This window comes from Peiella sedimenti (assembly GCF_030504955.1).
Taxonomy (GTDB): domain Bacteria; phylum Pseudomonadota; class Alphaproteobacteria; order Caulobacterales; family Caulobacteraceae; genus Brevundimonas; species Brevundimonas sedimenti.
The window spans coordinates 278,224-294,238 of record NZ_JAUKTR010000003.1 but is presented as its reverse complement, the minus strand read 5'-3'; the positions used below and the strand labels follow the sequence as shown (position 1 = coordinate 294,238).

Sequence of the window (16,015 nt, the reverse complement as noted above, 5' to 3'; positions counted from 1 at the left end):
GCGCGAGCCTAAAAGACGGCCACGACGCGGCAGGGGCCGCGCCGCTTGCTCAAGGTAGTCCGACAATGCTGAAACGCACCTTCCTCACCCTGGCTCTCGCGGGCGCCGCCCTGGCCATGGCGGGCGAAGCCGCCGCCGCCGAACACCGCGTGCAGATGCTGAACCGCGGCGAGGGCGGAAACATGGTCTTCGTCCCGGCTGTGGTCCGTGCCCGCCCAGGCGACACCATCCGCTATGTGCCGACCAATCCGGGGCACAACGCCGAGACCATCGCCGGCATGCTGCCGCCGGGCGTCCAGGTCACGCGCGGCGCCATGGGCCGCGAGTATGTGCTGCAGGTGACGCGCCCCGGGGTCTATGGCGTCAAGTGCGCGCCTCACTACGGCATGGGCATGGTCGGGCTGGTGGTCGTCGGCGACGGCGCCGCCAACCGTGCCGGAGCCCAACAGCACGCAACCACCGCGCCCGGCATCGCCCGGCGCCGTTTCGCCGAGATGTTCGGCCGGCTTTGATCCCTCTCTCTCGCCGGTCGAGCCGCGGGCCTGGAGCGCTGCTCCGGGCCCGCTTTGCGTTCGGAAGAAGCCTCAGTGATCGGCCATGGCCTGTAGCGCGGCACGATCGCGCACGATGACGCGGCGGCGGGCGCTGGCGGTCACACCGGCCTGGTCCCAGGCGGCCAGTGTCCGGCTGACCGTATGCAGGGTGGAGCCGGTCATCTCGGCCAGCTCCTGCCGGGTGATGGGAAAGTCGATTTCCGTACCTTGAGGCGTAGGCCGCCCGGCCTGTTCAGCCAAGCGCAGGACAGCCCTGGCGATGCGTTGCTCCACGCGTTCGGTACTGAGTTCACTGATCCGGTTCTGTAGATCGAACAGCCGTGTTCCCGCCGAGGCGGTGGAGCGTACGCCGATCTCCGGGTGGCGGCGCATGAGTTCGCGAAAGTTGGAGACGCCCCAGCGCAGTTCGACGGACTCCGTCACGGCTATGGCGTCGGCTGGAAAGGGCTGGTCCATCAAGGCCGCGACTGTGCCGTACATCTCGCCGGGACCGATGAAGCGAAGGACAGCCTGGGTTCCATCCGGCAAGGTCTGAACGATCTTGACTCGGCCTTCCATCAGGGTGTGGCAGGTCACCCCTGGATCGCCCTGAGCGAAGATGCGCTCCCCCGCCACCAGCCGCCTCGGCAAGCCTGCGGCGGCGATGTCGGCCAGCGCTTCCGTGGGCAGGCTCCCGAACATTTCCGCCCGGCGCAACAGGTTCAGGTCGGCTATCGGCATAAGGGGTCCACTCCACCCTCTGCCTAGGCCCGCGATGCCGGTGCTGGCCACTTGGGGAAACCCCGTAGGCGTAATCCCCAGGTGTCGGGGCGTCGCCGCCACCGATAGACATGGCGGCATGGATCGTCACATAACAAGGAGCCGCGCCATGGTCATGCAGCCGCTGAACACTGGCGCTGTCTCTTCGGCCCTTCCGCGCCCGACGACGCTACCCTGCGCTGTTTGTGACGCCTTCGACGAGGTCGCGCAGACCTCAGTCTTTCGCGCTGGCCAGGAGTTGTGCGCGCAAGGCGAGCCCAGCTACCGCGTCTTCCGGGTAAAGACCGGCGCCGTGGCGGCCTATCGCCTGTTCAGCGACGGGCGACGTCAGGTGATGAGCTTTCACCTGCCTGGAGACTTCATCGGCCTGGAGGCGGGCGTCAGCCACGGCTCGACCGCGGTCGCTCTGATCGAAACCACCGTCGAAGCGATGCGCCGCAGCGAGCTGTCTGACCTGGCGCTCAACGATGCGGACCTGGGCCGGGCGCTGTGGCAGGTGTCGATCCGCGCCTTCCATCGCAGCGAAGAGCATGCCCTGGTCCTGGCGCGTCACGGCGCGCTGGAGCGGATCGTGTCCTTCCTGCTGAACTTCGCCGACCGCGCCGGCGCCGCAGACGCCTTTGATCTGCCCATGTCGCGTCAGGACATGGCCGACTATCTGGGCCTCACCATTCACACCGTGTCGCGCACCCTGTCTCAACTGGAGGCGCAGGGCCTGGTCGAGGCGCGGGGCAGCCGTCAGGTGCGGCTGCTGCGCCGCGCGCGTCTGGAGGACATGCTGCCATGAGGGATGCGGTCCACGCCCAGATAGTGCTGGTCGACGACGACCCCGCCGTCACCCGCGCCATTGAATTCTCCTTCGGGCTCGAGGGCTTGACCGTATGGAGCTACGCCGACGGCGCCGGCGCCCTGTCCAGCGACCGCTTGGATGACGCCGGATGCCTCGTGCTGGATTATCAGCTGCCGGACATGGACGGACTTGAGCTGCTGCGCCGTCTGCGTGTCCAAGGCGTGTCGGCGCCGGCCATACTCATCACCTCCAACCCCAAACGGGATATGCGCCGCCGGGCCGAGGCGGCCGGAGCGCCCATTGTTGAGAAGCCGCTGCTGTCCGACGCGCTGCTGGAGTCCGTCCGCGAGGCGTTGGCTGAAGCCGCTTAACCGCCGGTCAGCAATCGCATGCGGACCAGCTCCGACAGGCTCCTGGCCTGCATCTTCGTCATCACATTGGCTCGGTAAACCTCAACGGTGCGCGGGCTGATGCCGAGGTCGTAGGCAATGACCTTGTTCGCCTTGCCCGCCACCAGCCCTTCAAGCACCTCGCCCTCGCGCTGCGACAGGGATTCCAGACGGCGGCGTATCTCGACCGTCTCGGCGTCTTCGGCCGCGGCGGAGGCGTGCTGAGTCATGGCGGCGCGTACCGAGGCGAGAAACGCCTCGTCATCGAACGGCTTTTCGATGAAGTCGATCACGCCGGCGCGGATAGCCTCGATGGCCAAGGGCACGTCGGCGTGCCCGGTCATCACGATGATCGGGTGACGGACGTCCATCTCCTTCAGCCGTCGCACGAGCTCGATGCCGTTCATTTCGGGCATGCGCACGTCGGTGACGATACACCCCGGCTTTAGGTCGCGGGCCAGGCTGAGCAGTTCAGGCGCGGAAGCATAGGTCGCCGCCTCCAACCCCGCCGCCCTCAGCAGAAAACGCAGCGAATTGCGAACGGCGGCGTCGTCATCGACGACATGCACCACGCCTTCAGTCGTCATGGTCCAGCTCCTCCTGATCGACCATATTCAGGGTAAAACAAAAGCGGGTGCCGCCGCCGGGGTTTGGCTCGGCCCAGATACGCCCGCCGTGCGCCTCGATGATGGTGCGCGAGATCGACAGGCCCACGCCCATCCCCGTGCGTTTGGTGGTGAAGAACGGCTGGAACAGCTGGCCGGCGGCCTCGGGCGTCAAGCCTATGCCTGTGTCGGAGACCGTGACCAACGCCTCGTGATCGCCGCCGGCGTCGATGCGCACCTCCAGCACTTTTCGCGAAGCGTTCTCCATGGCCTCAATGGCGTTGCGTATGAGGTTCAGGACCACCTGCTGAATCTGGACCTTATCCGCCAGCACCAGATCCACGGCGGGATCGAAGCGAAAGCTGACCCGCACGCCATGCTCCTTGGCGCCGACCAGGGCCAGGGCCCCGGCCTCTTCGATCAGCTTGTGCAGGCTTTCGACACGCCGTTCCGTCTCGCCCCTGGCCACGAAGTCGCGCAGGCGCCGAATGATTTCACCGGCCCGCAGCGCCTGTTCGCCCGCCAGCTCCAGCGCCTCCTTCAGCATGTCGCGTGGCACCTCCGCCGCATCCAGAAGGCGGCTGGAGCCCTTGAGATAGTTGGCCACGGCTGACAGCGGCTGGTTCAGTTCATGCGCCAGGGCGGAAGCCATCTCGCCCAGGGCGGTGAGGCGCGAAATATGCACCAGCTCGGTCTGCAGTTCCTGCAGCCGCGCCTCAGTTTTCTGACGCTCGGTCAGGTCGCGCACAAACCCCGTGAAGAAGCGCTGGGCGCCCGAGTGCATCTCGCCGACCGACAGCTCCATCGGAAAGGTGGAGCCGTCCTTGCGCTCGCCCACTACGATGCGGCCCATGCCAATGATGCGACGCTCGCCCGTGGCCAGGTAACGCGCCAGATAGCCGTCGTGCTGCTCGCGATAGGGCGATGGCATCAATACGCTGACATTACGGCCCAACGCCTCGTCCCGGGTCCACCCAAACAGACGCTCGGCCGCCTGGCTGAAGGAGTGCATGATCCCTCGCTCATCGATCACGATCATGGCGTCCGGCACGGTCGCGAGAATCGAGGTCAGGTGCGCTTCACGCGCCCGCAGGTCGGCGTTCACCGCGGCGGCGCGCCCCCGCATGGTCTGGAACATCTCACCGCCCACGGCGATGGCGACGCCGACGCCGCAGAAGACGACCGCGCTGGCGATGTCGCCGCCTGTTCGCTCGGCCCAGGTGATGACCATGCCCCCGACGCCGCCCAGCGCGGTGGCAAGAACGCCCGGCCAAAGGCCGCCCAAGGCGGCCGCTCCGACCACTGCAGGGATGAAAAACAAAAAGGCGACCCGGTCCTCAAGCCAGGGCGTAACAGACACGCGAACAACCAGCGCCAGCGCCGCGCCCACGAGGGCCACCGCGACGGCAAACCAGGTGCGCCGCTCGGAGAAGGCCCACGCCAGCAGGCCGGCCCCCAAAGGTGGGGCGGGGGTATTCAGCGTCGTACCGGGAGATTGCGTAGGTGAAAGACCCAAGTGTCCCTCGTGGAGCGTCGCGCCTAAGCACCCCGTGCCGAGGTGGAGATTCCCTCAAGTTCGTCCTGTTTGAGACCGGAGGCAACCATGGCCGGAGTGATGGCGCCGCATCGTGAGGACCTCACGGGGCCCTCCGCCGCCTGGCTTGCCGAGGCCGGCCGGACCTTGCCGCGTTACACCAGTTACCCCACGGCTCTCGCTTTCGAACCGGCTGACGGCGAGGTTGAAACGCGCGAGTGGCTGAGCGCGATCACGCCGGATCAGGCGCTGTCCGTTTATGTCCACGTGCCCTTCTGCAGGCGGCTGTGCTGGTACTGCGGCTGCCACACCAGCGTCTTCCACGAGTATGATCGCGTCGGCTCGTACTTCGACACGCTGAAACGCGAGGTCGACATATGGGCGGACCACCTCCCTGCCCATGCCGGAACCCAGCATCTGCACTTCGGCGGCGGAAGTCCTAACGCCCTGCTGCCGGAGCATTTCGCCGAACTCTTGGAGTTGTTGAAGCGGCGCTTCGCCGTGCGGCCGGATGCGGAGGTTGCCGCCGAGCTCGACCCAGGCCTTCTGACGCACGAGTTCGTCCACGCGGCGGCTGCGGCGGGCGTGACCCGCGTCAGCCTGGGCGTGCAGACCTTTGACCCCGAAGTGCAGGGCAAGGTGAACCGCACACAGCCGTTTGCTCATGTGGCGGGTGTGGTCGATCAGCTACGCGCCGCCGGGATCCAAGCGCTGAGCTTCGACCTCATGTACGGCTTGCCCGGGCAGACGCCAGAGAATGTGGCCGAAAGCGCGCGCCAGGCCGTGACCCTGTCGCCCGATCGCATCGCCGTATTTGGTTACGCCCACGTGCCCTGGATGAAGAAGCACCAGCGCATGATCCGAGATGAGGACCTGGCCGACGCGCGGGGTCGGTGGGCTCAGGCTGAGGCTGCCGACGCCACTCTGGTCGAAGCTGGCTATGTACGTATTGGGCTGGATCACTACGCCAAGCCCGATGACCCGCTGACGATCGCGACTGCCGAGGGGCGGCTGCGACGTAACTTCCAGGGCTATACGGATGATCCTGCCCCCGTGCTGATCCCCGTCGGGCCGTCCAGCATCGGCAGCCTGGGACCCGGATTTGTTCAGAACGCGGTCTTCACTAACCTTTGGGGCCAGGCCGTGGCCGAGGGGCGGCTGCCGGCTGCGAGGCGGTTGCCCATCACGTCGGAGGACCGGCTGCGCGCCGCGGTGATCGAGCGGCTGATGTGCGATCTCCACGTGGATGTGGGGGCGCTCTGCTTGGCGCATGGATGGCCGGTAGAAACGCTGGACGGCAGCTTCGATGACCTGGCGCGGCTGCACGTACTGGGGCTTTGCGAAGTGGTGGACCGCACCCTCCGGATTCCCGAAGCGGCGCGGCGCCTGATGCGCACCGTGGCTGCCTGTTTTGACGCGCGACTGCAGGCGGCCGAGAAGCGACACGCAACCGCCGTCTGAGGCAATTGCGGATCGCGGGTTTGCGCTGGCGCAACGTTCCGCTGAGCCTCGCGCATCAAAGCAAGTCCAATGGCTGGCGAGGGGGAGTCCCTACGGCCGGAGGACATTGAGAGATGACAACCAAGAGACTGTGGATCGTCCTCGCCCTGATAATGGCCGCGTCCTTCGCGGTGCTGGGGCTGATGGGACGCGAGATACACCGCCAGGCGCCGCCCATTCCGGCTCAGGTGGTCAGCACATCCGGCGAGGTGCTCTACACCCGCCAAGACATTCAGGACGGCCAGCTGGCCTGGCAATCCATGGGCGGGCAGCAGGTCGGCTCGGTCTGGGGCCACGGCGGCTATGTGGCGCCGGATTGGTCGGCGGACCAACTTCACCGTGAACTGCTCGCCCTGCTCGACATCTGGGCCCGACGTGAGCATGGCGTCGCCTACGCCCAGTTAGACGGTGAGACTCAGGCGGCGCTGCAGGCCCGCCTGCAACGGGAGTTTCGCACCAACACCCATGATCCGGAAACCGGAGTTATAATTGTCTCAAACGACCGAGCCGCCGCTATTCGCGAGGTGCGGAGCCATTACGAGGCCCTGCTCAGCGACGATGCGCGCCTGTCGGAACTGCGCGAGCAGTACGCCATCGCCGAGAACCCGGTTCCCGACGCCACGCGCCGGGGCGACATCGCCGCCTTCTGGTGGTGGTCGGGCTGGGCGGCGGGCACGAACCGCCCCGGCGACGACGTCACCTATACCTCCAACTGGCCGCATGAACCGCTGATCGGCAACACGCCCAGTTCTGCGAACATGTTCTGGTCGGCCGCCAGCATCCTGCTGCTGATCATCGGCGTCGCCGCGCTGATTTTGTGGCACGCGAAGTCCAAGCACGATGCGCCACATCCGGCGCCTGCAACCGATCCGCTGTTCAGCCTGAAGCCAACGCCTTCGATGAAGGCGACGGGCAAGTATTTCCTGACCGTCATTGGCCTTTTCCTGCTACAGATCGGCCTGGGCGCCATGACGGCGCACTACGCGGTCGAGGGTCAGGACTTCTACGGCTTCCCCCTGTCCGACTGGCTGCCTTATGCGGTGACCCGCACCTGGCACACCCAACTGGCCGTTTTCTGGATCGCCACCGCCTGGCTGGCCACGGGGCTCTATATCGCCCCCATGATCTCTGGGCAGGAGCCGCGCTTCCAGAAGCTCGGCGTCAACATCCTCTGGGTGGCCCTGGTTGTGGTGGTGCTCGGCTCGATGTTTGGCGAATGGCTCGGCGTTCAGCAGGTCTTCGACATCCACACCAACTTCTGGTTCGGACATCAGGGCTGGGAGTACGTCGACCTCGGCCGCTTTTGGCAAATCCTGCTCTTCGTCGGGCTGATGCTTTGGCTGGTGCTGGTGGGCAGGGCCCTGTGGCCGGCGCTCCGCTCTCCGTCTGAGAGCAAGCCGGTGCTGGCGATCCTCTTCATGTCGACGGTGGCCATCGGCTTGTTCTACGCAGCCGGCTTCATGTGGGGTAAGCACAGCCACATCTCGATGGTCGAGTATTGGCGCTGGTGGATTGTGCACCTGTGGGTCGAGGGCTTCTTCGAGGTCTTCGCTACGTCCGTGATCGCCCTGCTTTTCGTGAAACTAGGACTCGTGCGGGCGCAGACGGCCAATATGGCCGTCCTGTTCGGCACCATCATCTTCCTCTCGGGCGGCGTTCTGGGCACCGCGCACCACTGGTACTTCGCCGGCACCCCGGTGTCGGTGATCGCCATCGGCTCGGTGTTCTCTGCCCTTGAGGTGGTTCCGCTGGCCCTGGTCGGTTTCGAGGCCTTCGAGACCTGGCGGCACACCAAGGCCGCGCCCTGGGTGAAGACCTACAAGTGGCCGATCCTGTTCTTCGTTGCGGTCTCCTTCTGGAACCTGCTCGGCGCCGGGATCTTCGGCTTCATGATCAACCCGCCGCTCAGCCTTTACTATCTGCAAGGGCTGAACACGACGGCCACCCACGGTCACGCCGCCCTGTTCGGGGTGTATGGGATGCTCGGCATCGGCCTGATGCTGTTCTGCCTGCGCGGCCTAGCCCGGCGCGAGGCCTGGAGCGACAAGCTGCTGGCCGGCGTATTCTGGAGCCTCAACATCGGCCTAGCGATGATGGTGTTCCTGTCGCTGCTGCCCATGGGCGTGGTCCAGGGCCTGGCCAGCATCGACAAGGGCATGTGGTACGCCCGCTCGCCCGAGGTCATCCACTCGCCGCTCATCGAGCTGTTGGTCTGGATGCGGGTGCCCGGCGACACCGTGTTCAGCATCGGCGCCGTTCTGCTGGCCATCTTCGCCGGACGGCTGGTGATCGCGGCCCGCAAGCCCCGAGCCCTAGCCGAACCGGCGACCCTGCCCGCCGAGTAGAGGCAGGTCCGCGTAATGGGGCGGGAGGGGCCAGTCTCCTCCCGCCCCTCTCTTTATTGAGGTGAGTTTTGATGGGCGCCACCCGAGAGGCGATCAGGTCCTATGCGGGGCCGCCGCTGTTCAGTTGGGGATTCCGCCCCTTCTTCCTTTTTTCCGCAGTCTGGGCGGCGGCGGCGGTGCCGATCTGGCTCGCGGTCTTCTTTCATGGAGGCCGCATCGGCGGGTCCGAGGGTCTGCCGTGGCATATCCACGAAATGTTGTTCGGCTATGTCGGCGGAGTCATCGCGGGCTTCCTGCTGACAGCGGTGCCCAACTGGACCGGCCGTCTGCCGGTGACCGGAATGCCCCTGATCGGCTTGGTCGGGCTGTGGTTGGTTGGCCGAGCCTCCGGCTTCCTGCCTCCAAGCCTGTGGCCGCTTCCGGCTCTGCTGGACGGCGCCTTCCTGATCGTTTTCGCCGCCGTGGTCTGGCGCGAAATCCTGGCGGCAAAGAACCGCCGCAATCTGCCCGTCGCCCTGATGGTCTCGCTCCTGGCGCTGGCCAATCTTTTCTTCCACGCGCGCGGCTTCTGGCCCGATGCGGTGGCCGTTTCCGAGCGCGCCGCTGTCGCCGTCATTACCGCCCTGATCGCCCTCATCGGCGGCCGCATCGTACCTAGCTTCACCCAAAACTGGACCTTGGCCCGTGGCTTCGCGGCGAGACCAGCACCTTTCGGGCCCTTCGACCGGGCGGCCTTGGCCCTGGCAGTCACGGCCTTGGCGCTGTGGGTCGCCGATCCCCTGAGCACCATGTCCGGCGCGAGCCTCGGCCTAGCCGGTATCGTGCATTTCATCCGCCTCGTCCGCTGGCGGGGCTGGCTGGCCTGGCGCGAGTCGATGGTCTGGAGTCTCCACATCGGCTACACCTTCGTTCCGGTCGGCCTGCTTCTTCTGGGCGGCGCCGCGTTGGCGCCGTCGCTCTTCCCCTTCACCGCCGGCCTGCACGCTCTGACCGCGGGCGCCATGGGTGTCATGACCCTGGCCGTCATGACCCGGGCTAGCCGCGGTCACACCGGCCGCCCGCGGGCCTCGGATCCAGCGACCACCGGCATCTACATCCTGGCTGTACTCGCCGCGGCCGCGCGCATCGTCGCGCCCTTCTTGGCGGACTGGACCCCGCTGCTGCTCTCTGCCTCAGCTCTCCTCTGGATCTTGGCGTTCTCCGGCTTTGTCCTGGCCTATGGGCCGATGCTGCTGCGGCGATCCCTGTAGCCTGCGTTGCGCTGGCTCAAGGCGCGGCACCCCCGAACAGGTCACGCTGATCCCATGAGACCAGACACCCTGCCGATGGATTTGTGCGGATTTCACGAGTGCCAGGCGCAAGCGCCCGCGGGTGCGCCGGGCCGCCTATTGGTTCTGCGGGTACTGGGCACGGCCGCCGCAGGCGCGGCGCTGACTGGCGTCTTCCTACCGCTGCTGCCGACCACACCCTTCGCCCTGATTTCGGCTTGGGCCTTCGCGCGATCTTCGCCGCGCCTGGAGGCTTGGCTTCTGGATCATCCGCGGCTCGGGCCAGCCATAGGGGCTTGGCGCGACCGCCGCGCCATACCGCCTCAGGCCAAAGCTGTCGCCGCGCTGAGCCTCCCGATCAGTTGGAGCGCGTTGTGGGCCTCGGGCGTCAGCCCGCTGGCGCTCGCAGGCTCCGGCTTGGTGCTGGCCTCCGTTGCCGCCTGGATCTTAACCCGCCCCCACTGACCAAGGAGCGACCGCCCATGGACCATCAGCGTATGGCCGCCAATCTCGGCGACGCCGAAGCTATTCCCAGCGCATCGCAGATCGCGGCCTCGTATTTTCCCGGCTTGGGCTCCCAGAATGAAACCTGGATGCGGGCCGAGATCCAACGTCTGCTGGATCACTGGTTCGACTGGCGGCGTGACCTGTTTCCGCAGGACCGGCGAATCGCAGCCGCTGCGCCTCCAGCCGATCCAGTGGCGCGCCACCTCATTACCGAGCGGCTGGACGAGCTGGCCCGCGCTCTCACGGCTGAAACGCCTACCCACACGCCACGCTATATCGGGCACATGAAAGCGGAGGTATCTCTGCCTGCCCTGTTCGGCTGGCTGGCGGCGATGCTGCACAATCCGAACAATACTTCCCGCGAGGCCAGCCGTGTCGGAGCCGTCATCGAGAGCGAGGCCATCGCTATGCTCGCCCAGTTGCTGGGGTACGATCCCTCCAAGGCCGAAGGACATTTCACCTCGGGCGGTACGGTCGCCAACTTCGAGGCGGTCTGGCGCGCCCGCTATCGGCTGGACCACTGGCTCAGCCTGGGCCTGCACCTGTCCGAAAAGACGGGCTGGCCCCTGGATGTATTCGCCTGCGCCCATATGGGCTGGGGCCGCTTTGGCGAACTTCGGCGTGAGCACGGGCTCGACGACCAGACCCTGCGGCGGTGCAGCGCCGCAGCGGGTAATCCCACTGATGTCTATCGACGCATCTCGCGCGCCGCCGGACGCGACTACCTGGGCCCGGTGCTGCTGGTCGCGGGCAATAAGCACTACTCCTGGCTGAAGGCCGCCAATGTCTTCGGCCTGGGCGAGGAAGCCCTGTGGAGTATCGCCCTCGACGGCGAAGGGCGTCTGGATGTTGCCGATCTCGACCGGCTGATTAAGCGCGCTCGCGGCGACGGTCGCCCTGTGCTAATGGCTGTCGCCGTCGCAGGCACCACTGAGACTTGCGAGATCGATCCTGTTCACACCGTGCATGACCTGCTGGAGCGGTGGGAGCGCGAGCAGGGCCTGCATATCTGGCGGCACGTGGACGCGGCCTATGGCGGTTTCCTGGCCGGGATCGTGGGCGGACCTGACGAAGCGACTTTGTCGCCCGGCAGCGCCACAGCCCTCGGCGCGCTCGGCCGGGCGGACTCCCTCACCATCGACCCGCACAAGCTCGGCTATGTGCCCTACGCCTGCGGGGCTTTCCTCACGCGCGACCGCGCGCGTTATGCGGTCTCGGGCTTCGACGCGCCTTACCTCGACCGGTCGGAGCTCGGTCCCGACAAGTGGTCTTCGACGCTTGAGGGGTCGCGCTCGGCCGCGGGCGCAGCGGCCATATGGCTGACGGGCAAGGCGCTGGGGTTCGGGCCGGAAGGACTCGGCGCCCTTCTGGCCCAGAGCGTGCGCTCGGCGCGCGAGTTCGCGGGAGCGGTAATGACGGCGCACGATGACGTGCGTGTGTTAACCCCTATCGACGCCAACATCGTCTGCTTCTCTCTGGGCCGGCAGGGCGAGCCCCTCTCAAGCGCGAACCGGCGCACGGGCGCCCTCTTCGACGCGATCCACGCTTCGCCCGACCTCTCGGTCTCCAAGACCACCTTGGGGGAAGGCTATAGGCGGCTGATCGACCGCCATGCCGAAGGGTTCAGCGCCTTGCTGGACGAGCAGCGCTTAGTGTTGATCCGCTGCGTGTTCATGAATCCATATCTCAGCCAGCCCGAGGCCCGGAGCCGGCTATTCAATGAGTTTGGCAGGATGGTGCGGCTCCTGGCTGATGCGACACACTGACCATCCTTGCTTGAGAGGGCTTGAGGCGCCGCAGATTAGAGCTTTCGACGCCCAGGACACGGGTGCTGGTGTTGATCTCGCGCATCTCGTGCGCAGAAATTGGGCCGGGAGAGCGGATTCAGCGTTTCATGGGCAGTTCCTCGCCGAGGGTGCTCAGAAGCCAGCTAACTCATTGAAAAGAATGGTGGACGCGACAGGGATTGAACCTGTGACCCCTGCGATGTCAACGGTGACATCTTCAATGATTTCAATGGCTTGAAATTACCCACAGGCCGGAAAATTCAAGCAAATCAGGCACCCCGCCCACGTTTTGTGGGCATTTCATGGGCTCGGCCACGATTGGTTGGACCATTCCTGCGCGAAGTCCAACCATTTGATTTCCGTCTGCTTCTCCGACAGCGTCTTGAAACGGACACCCACAGCGCTCGAAGGTCAAGGCGCCTTCGCCTGGCCTAGCTGCGCGCCGCACCTACCAAGCTGAGCGCACTCGCAGCGGGATTCTGCTGTACGGCCAGCCGAAAACCCACTCGTACGCAGTAGGAGGGTCTACAGCGAAATGGTTGACGCCATGTTCGGTCGGCGTTATCTTCTGTAGAATGCCTTACAGAGGGATTCTCGATGCGCCTCGCTGACGCCTGCACCATCCACACCGGCTACACGGCACGCGGCAGACTGGAACCGGCGCCCGGGGGCGTGCTGGCAATTCAGTTGCGGGACATATCCCCCGAGGGCCTCGTCGATCCTGAGCAGCTCACCCGCGTCCAGTTGGACGGCCTTGCCGATCGGTATTTCGTCCGCACCGGCGACGTGGTGTTCCGCTCGCGCGGTGAGCGAAACACGGCCTCCGCCCTCGACGAACGCCTGCAAGAACCCGCCCTTGCGGTGCTCCCGCTGATGGTGCTGCGTCCGAAGCGTGAGGTGGTGACGCCGGAGTATCTGGCGTGGGCCATAAACCAGCCTCCCGCCCAGCGCCATTTCGACAGCGCGGCACGCGGCACCAACATCCGAATGATCCCGCGATCCAGCCTCGACGATCTCGAACTCGATGTCCCGGACATCGAAACTCAAGGAAAGATCGTCGTGGTCGATGCACTGGCTGAGCGGGAGCGGGAGCTCACCCGGCTCGCCGCCGACACACGAAGAAAGATGATCAGCCTGCTCCTCGTGGAACGAGCGAACAGCATACGCCCCAAGACGAGGCAGGAAAGGACGTCCAAATGACCGACCAACTCACTCAGCAGCAGGTCAACCAGACGGCCTGGGCCGCATGCGACACCTTCAGGGGCGTCGTCGATGCCGGACAGTACAAGGACTACATCCTGGTGATGTTGTTCCTGAAGTACATTTCTGACCACTGGAACGATCACCTCGAAACCTATCGCAAGCAGTATGGCGGGGATGAAACCCGGATCAGGCGCAGGCTGGAGCGCGAGCGCTTCGTCCTCCCCGAAGGCGCCAGCTTCTACGATCTCTACGAGGCGCGGAACGAGCCCAATATCGGCGAGCGGATCAACATCGCGCTGGAGCGGATCGAGGATGCCAACCGCGCGAAGCTTGAAGGCGTGTTTCGCAACATCGACTTCAACTCCGAAGCCAACCTCGGGCGCGTCAAGGACCGCAACCGTCGCCTCAAGAACGTGCTGGAGGATTTCGCCAAGCCCGCGCTTGATCTGCGCCCCAGCCGCGTGACCGAGGACATCATCGGCGAGTGCTACATCTACCTCATCTCGCGCTTTGCCTCCGACGCGGGCAAGAAGGCTGGCGAGTTCTACACGCCCTCCGCCGTCTCCCGCCTGCTCGCGAAACTCGCGGCGCCCAAGCCGGGTGACACGATCTGCGACCCGGCCTGCGGTTCCGGGTCGCTGCTGATCCGTGCGGCCGAGGAAGTCGGGTCCGAGAACTTCGCCCTCTACGGCCAGGAAGTGAACGGTGCGACCTGGGCGCTGGCCCGGATGAACATGTTCCTGCACGCTAAGGACGCCGCCCGCATTGAGTGGTGCGACACGCTCAACAGCCCCGCACTGGTCGAGGGCGACCACCTGATGAAGTTCGACGTGGTGGTGGCCAATCCGCCGTTCAGCCTCGACAAATGGGGCGCGGAGAATGCGGACACCGACCAGTTCAAGCGTTACTGGCGCGGCATCCCGCCGAAGTCCAAGGGCGACTACGGCTTCATCACCCACATGATCGAGATCGCCACGCGCCAGAGCGGCCGGGTGGCCGTCATCGTTCCGCATGGCGTGCTGTTCAGGGGCGGGGCCGAGGGGCGCATCCGTCAGGCGCTGATCGAGGAGAACCTGCTCGACGCAGTGGTGGGCCTGCCCGCCAACCTGTTCACGACCACGGGCATTCCGGTGGCCATCCTGGTCTTCGACCGCTCCCGCGAACAGGGCGGCGCGAACGAGGACCGCCGCGACGTCCTGTTCATTGACGCCAGCAAGGAGTTCACGCCGGGCAAGACCCAGAACGTGATGGACGAGGCGCATATCAACAAGGTGCTGGAAACCTACGCTGCGCGGGCGGAGATCGACAAATACTCCCACCGCGCCAGCCCGGAAGAGATCGCCGAGAACGACTTCAACCTCAACATCCCCCGCTACGTCGACACCTTCGAGCCGGAGGAGGAAATCGACGTGGCCGCCTTGCAGAAGCAGATCAACACGATCGAGGCCGAGCTCGCCGAGGTGCGGGGCAAGATGGCTGGCTACCTGAAGGAGCTGGGCGTCGATGTCTGAGGGCGAACTGATCCTTTACAGCACCGAGGACGGCGCCGCGACCATCGGCCTGCGGGCCATCGACGGCACAGTCTGGCTGACGCAGCTGGAGATGGCCGAGCTGTTCGACACCTCCAAGCAGAATGTCAGCCTGCACATCAACAACATCCTGTCCGAGGAGGAGCTGGCGGCAGAGTCAGTTGTCAAGGAATCCTTGACAACTGCCGCGGACGGCAAGGCCTACCGCACGAAGGTCTATAATCTGGACGCCATTCTGGCGGTCGGCTACCGCGTCCGCTCCCCGAGGGGCACCCAGTTCCGCCGTTGGGCCACAACGGTCCTGCGCGAATACCTGGTCAAGGGCTTCGCCATGGACGATGCCCGGCTGAAGCAGGCCGAGCAATGGGACTATTTCGACGAGTGGCTTGCCCGCATCCGGGACATCCGCGCCTCGGAGAAGCGCTTCTACCAGAAGGTCCGCGACCTCTACACGACCGCCATCGACTACGACAAGACGTCCGAGCAGGCGCAGGCCTTCTTCAAGAAGGTGCAGAACAAGATGCTCTGGGCAGTCACGGGCAAGACGGCCGCTGAGCTGATCGAGAACCGCAGCGATCCGAGCGCCCCCAACATGGGCCTGACCAGCTGGAAAGGCTCGGTCGTGCGCAAGGGCGATGTCGGCACGGCCAAGAACTACCTCAAGGCCGAGGAGGTCGAGGAACTCAACCGCATCGTCGTGATGTACCTCGACTACGCCGAGGACCAGGCAAGGCGCCGCCGCCCGGTCAGCATGGCCGAATGGGCCGACAAGCTGGACGCTTTCCTGTCCTTCAACGAGCGCGACGTGCTGACCCATGCCGGGCGGCTGCGGATGGACGTGGCCCAGAAGCTGGCCGTCGAGCGGTTCGAGGTGTTCGACGCCAACCGCCGCGCGACTGAGGCGCTGGCGGCGGACGAGGCCGATATTGCTCAGTTGGAGGAGATGGAGAAAGCCGCCAAGGAGCGGAAGAAGGGCGGCAGCGATGATTGAGGGATGGAAACAAAAGTCTGTCGACGAAATCTGCGAACGCGTAAGCGTCGGCATTGTTGTCAAGCCGTCACAATACTATGTCGATGAAGGCCAAGGCGTCCGCGCGTTTCGCTCTGCTAACGTAGCGGAGAATAGAATCGTTGATGAGAACTGGGTATACCTATCCCATGAAGGACATACCGCAAACGCCAAGTCGTGCTTGAGAACTGGCGACGTGCTTGTCGTTAGGTCTGGGGCTCCTGGAACAGCCTGTG

The 16,015-nt window shown here is 65.4% G+C and carries 14 protein-coding genes; 11 read left to right on the top strand and 3 right to left on the bottom strand.

Annotated features, from left to right (window positions below; all coding sequences use genetic code 11):
- Positions 1 to 65: 65 nt before the first annotated feature.
- The gene (locus Q0812_RS08830) at positions 66 to 512 is read left to right on the top strand and encodes a pseudoazurin (protein WP_302109959.1); all 447 of its coding nucleotides are present in this window, start codon (positions 66 to 68) and stop codon (positions 510 to 512) included.
- A gap of 72 nt (positions 513 to 584) precedes the next feature.
- Here Q0812_RS08830 and Q0812_RS08825 read toward each other — a convergent pair whose 3' ends face one another.
- Entirely contained in the window at positions 585 to 1,274 is a 690-nt protein-coding gene (locus Q0812_RS08825) for a Crp/Fnr family transcriptional regulator (RefSeq protein ID WP_302109958.1), read from the bottom strand.
- Positions 1,275 to 1,392: 118 nt separating this feature from the next.
- Here Q0812_RS08825 and Q0812_RS08820 point away from each other — a divergent pair, with 118 nt between their 5' ends.
- Entirely contained in the window at positions 1,393 to 2,100 is a 708-nt protein-coding gene (locus Q0812_RS08820) for a helix-turn-helix domain-containing protein (RefSeq protein WP_302109957.1), read from the top strand.
- The gene (locus Q0812_RS08815; protein ID WP_302109956.1) at positions 2,097 to 2,474 is read left to right on the top strand and encodes a response regulator transcription factor; all 378 of its coding nucleotides are present in this window, start codon (positions 2,097 to 2,099) and stop codon (positions 2,472 to 2,474) included. The genes Q0812_RS08820 and Q0812_RS08815 overlap by 4 nt, the downstream gene beginning before the upstream one ends.
- Here Q0812_RS08815 and fixJ read toward each other — a convergent pair.
- Together fixJ and Q0812_RS08805 are read right to left on the bottom strand one after the other, a co-directional pair.
- Entirely contained in the window at positions 2,471 to 3,079 is a 609-nt protein-coding gene (gene fixJ, locus Q0812_RS08810) for a response regulator FixJ (RefSeq protein WP_302109955.1), read from the bottom strand. The genes Q0812_RS08815 and fixJ overlap by 4 nt on opposite strands.
- Complete coding sequence (locus Q0812_RS08805; protein ID WP_302109954.1) at positions 3,069 to 4,556, bottom strand: PAS domain S-box protein; 1,488 nt, start codon at positions 4,554 to 4,556, stop codon at positions 3,069 to 3,071. Before Q0812_RS08805 ends, fixJ begins: the two co-directional genes overlap by 11 nt.
- 144 nt (positions 4,557 to 4,700) lie before the next feature.
- On the opposite strand from Q0812_RS08805, the gene hemN reads away from it, so the two are divergent.
- The 8 genes from hemN (at position 4,701) to Q0812_RS08770 (ending at position 15,761) form a co-directional block, all read left to right on the top strand.
- A complete protein-coding gene (gene hemN / locus Q0812_RS08800) occupies positions 4,701 to 6,092 on the top strand; it encodes an oxygen-independent coproporphyrinogen III oxidase (RefSeq protein ID WP_302109953.1) in 1,392 nt (463 codons plus the stop codon).
- 113 nt (positions 6,093 to 6,205) lie between these two features.
- The gene (locus Q0812_RS08795; protein ID WP_302109952.1) at positions 6,206 to 8,476 is read left to right on the top strand and encodes a nitric-oxide reductase large subunit; all 2,271 of its coding nucleotides are present in this window, start codon (positions 6,206 to 6,208) and stop codon (positions 8,474 to 8,476) included.
- 71 nt (positions 8,477 to 8,547) lie between these two features.
- The gene (locus tag Q0812_RS08790) at positions 8,548 to 9,726 is read left to right on the top strand and encodes an NnrS family protein (RefSeq protein ID WP_302109951.1); all 1,179 of its coding nucleotides are present in this window, start codon (positions 8,548 to 8,550) and stop codon (positions 9,724 to 9,726) included.
- Positions 9,727 to 9,780: 54 nt separating this feature from the next.
- Positions 9,781 to 10,209 carry a YbaN family protein gene (locus Q0812_RS13760; RefSeq protein ID WP_425281558.1) on the top strand — a complete coding sequence of 143 codons (429 nt, stop codon included), beginning with the start codon at positions 9,781 to 9,783 and terminating at the stop codon, positions 10,207 to 10,209.
- Positions 10,210 to 10,226: 17 nt separating this feature from the next.
- Positions 10,227 to 12,017 (top strand): pyridoxal phosphate-dependent decarboxylase family protein, encoded by a 1,791-nt coding sequence (locus Q0812_RS08785; RefSeq protein ID WP_302109950.1) that lies wholly within the window; start codon positions 10,227 to 10,229, stop codon positions 12,015 to 12,017.
- 618 nt (positions 12,018 to 12,635) lie between these two features.
- Positions 12,636 to 13,238 (top strand): restriction endonuclease subunit S domain-containing protein, encoded by a 603-nt coding sequence (locus Q0812_RS08780; RefSeq protein ID WP_302109949.1) that lies wholly within the window; start codon positions 12,636 to 12,638, stop codon positions 13,236 to 13,238.
- Positions 13,235 to 14,752 carry a type I restriction-modification system subunit M gene (locus tag Q0812_RS08775; protein ID WP_302109948.1) on the top strand — a complete coding sequence of 506 codons (1,518 nt, stop codon included), beginning with the start codon at positions 13,235 to 13,237 and terminating at the stop codon, positions 14,750 to 14,752. Before Q0812_RS08780 ends, Q0812_RS08775 begins: the two co-directional genes overlap by 4 nt.
- Positions 14,745 to 15,761, top strand: a complete 1,017-nt coding sequence (locus tag Q0812_RS08770) for a virulence RhuM family protein (protein ID WP_302109947.1) — start codon at positions 14,745 to 14,747, stop codon at positions 15,759 to 15,761. The genes Q0812_RS08775 and Q0812_RS08770 overlap by 8 nt, the downstream gene beginning before the upstream one ends.
- Positions 15,762 to 16,015: the final 254 nt, after the last annotated feature.

Bases quoted from the DNA above. Each gene is read 5' to 3' on its own strand.
- Q0812_RS08830 (WP_302109959.1), top strand. From the start codon at position 66: ATGCTGAAACGCACCTTCCTCACCCTGGCTCTCGCGGGCGCCGCCCTG.
- Q0812_RS08825 (WP_302109958.1), bottom strand. From the start codon at position 1,274: ATGCCGATAGCCGACCTGAACCTGTTGCGCCGGGCGGAAATGTTCGGG.
- Q0812_RS08820 (WP_302109957.1), top strand. From the start codon at position 1,393: ATGGATCGTCACATAACAAGGAGCCGCGCCATGGTCATGCAGCCGCTG.
- Q0812_RS08815 (WP_302109956.1), top strand. From the start codon at position 2,097: ATGAGGGATGCGGTCCACGCCCAGATAGTGCTGGTCGACGACGACCCC.
- fixJ (WP_302109955.1), bottom strand. From the start codon at position 3,079: ATGACGACTGAAGGCGTGGTGCATGTCGTCGATGACGACGCCGCCGTT.
- hemN (WP_302109953.1), top strand. From the start codon at position 4,701: ATGGCCGGAGTGATGGCGCCGCATCGTGAGGACCTCACGGGGCCCTCC.
- Q0812_RS08795 (WP_302109952.1), top strand. From the start codon at position 6,206: ATGACAACCAAGAGACTGTGGATCGTCCTCGCCCTGATAATGGCCGCG.
- Q0812_RS08790 (WP_302109951.1), top strand. From the start codon at position 8,548: ATGGGCGCCACCCGAGAGGCGATCAGGTCCTATGCGGGGCCGCCGCTG.
- Q0812_RS13760 (WP_425281558.1), top strand. From the start codon at position 9,781: ATGAGACCAGACACCCTGCCGATGGATTTGTGCGGATTTCACGAGTGC.
- Q0812_RS08785 (WP_302109950.1), top strand. From the start codon at position 10,227: ATGGACCATCAGCGTATGGCCGCCAATCTCGGCGACGCCGAAGCTATT.
- Q0812_RS08780 (WP_302109949.1), top strand. From the start codon at position 12,636: ATGCGCCTCGCTGACGCCTGCACCATCCACACCGGCTACACGGCACGC.
- Q0812_RS08775 (WP_302109948.1), top strand. From the start codon at position 13,235: ATGACCGACCAACTCACTCAGCAGCAGGTCAACCAGACGGCCTGGGCC.
- Q0812_RS08770 (WP_302109947.1), top strand. From the start codon at position 14,745: ATGTCTGAGGGCGAACTGATCCTTTACAGCACCGAGGACGGCGCCGCG.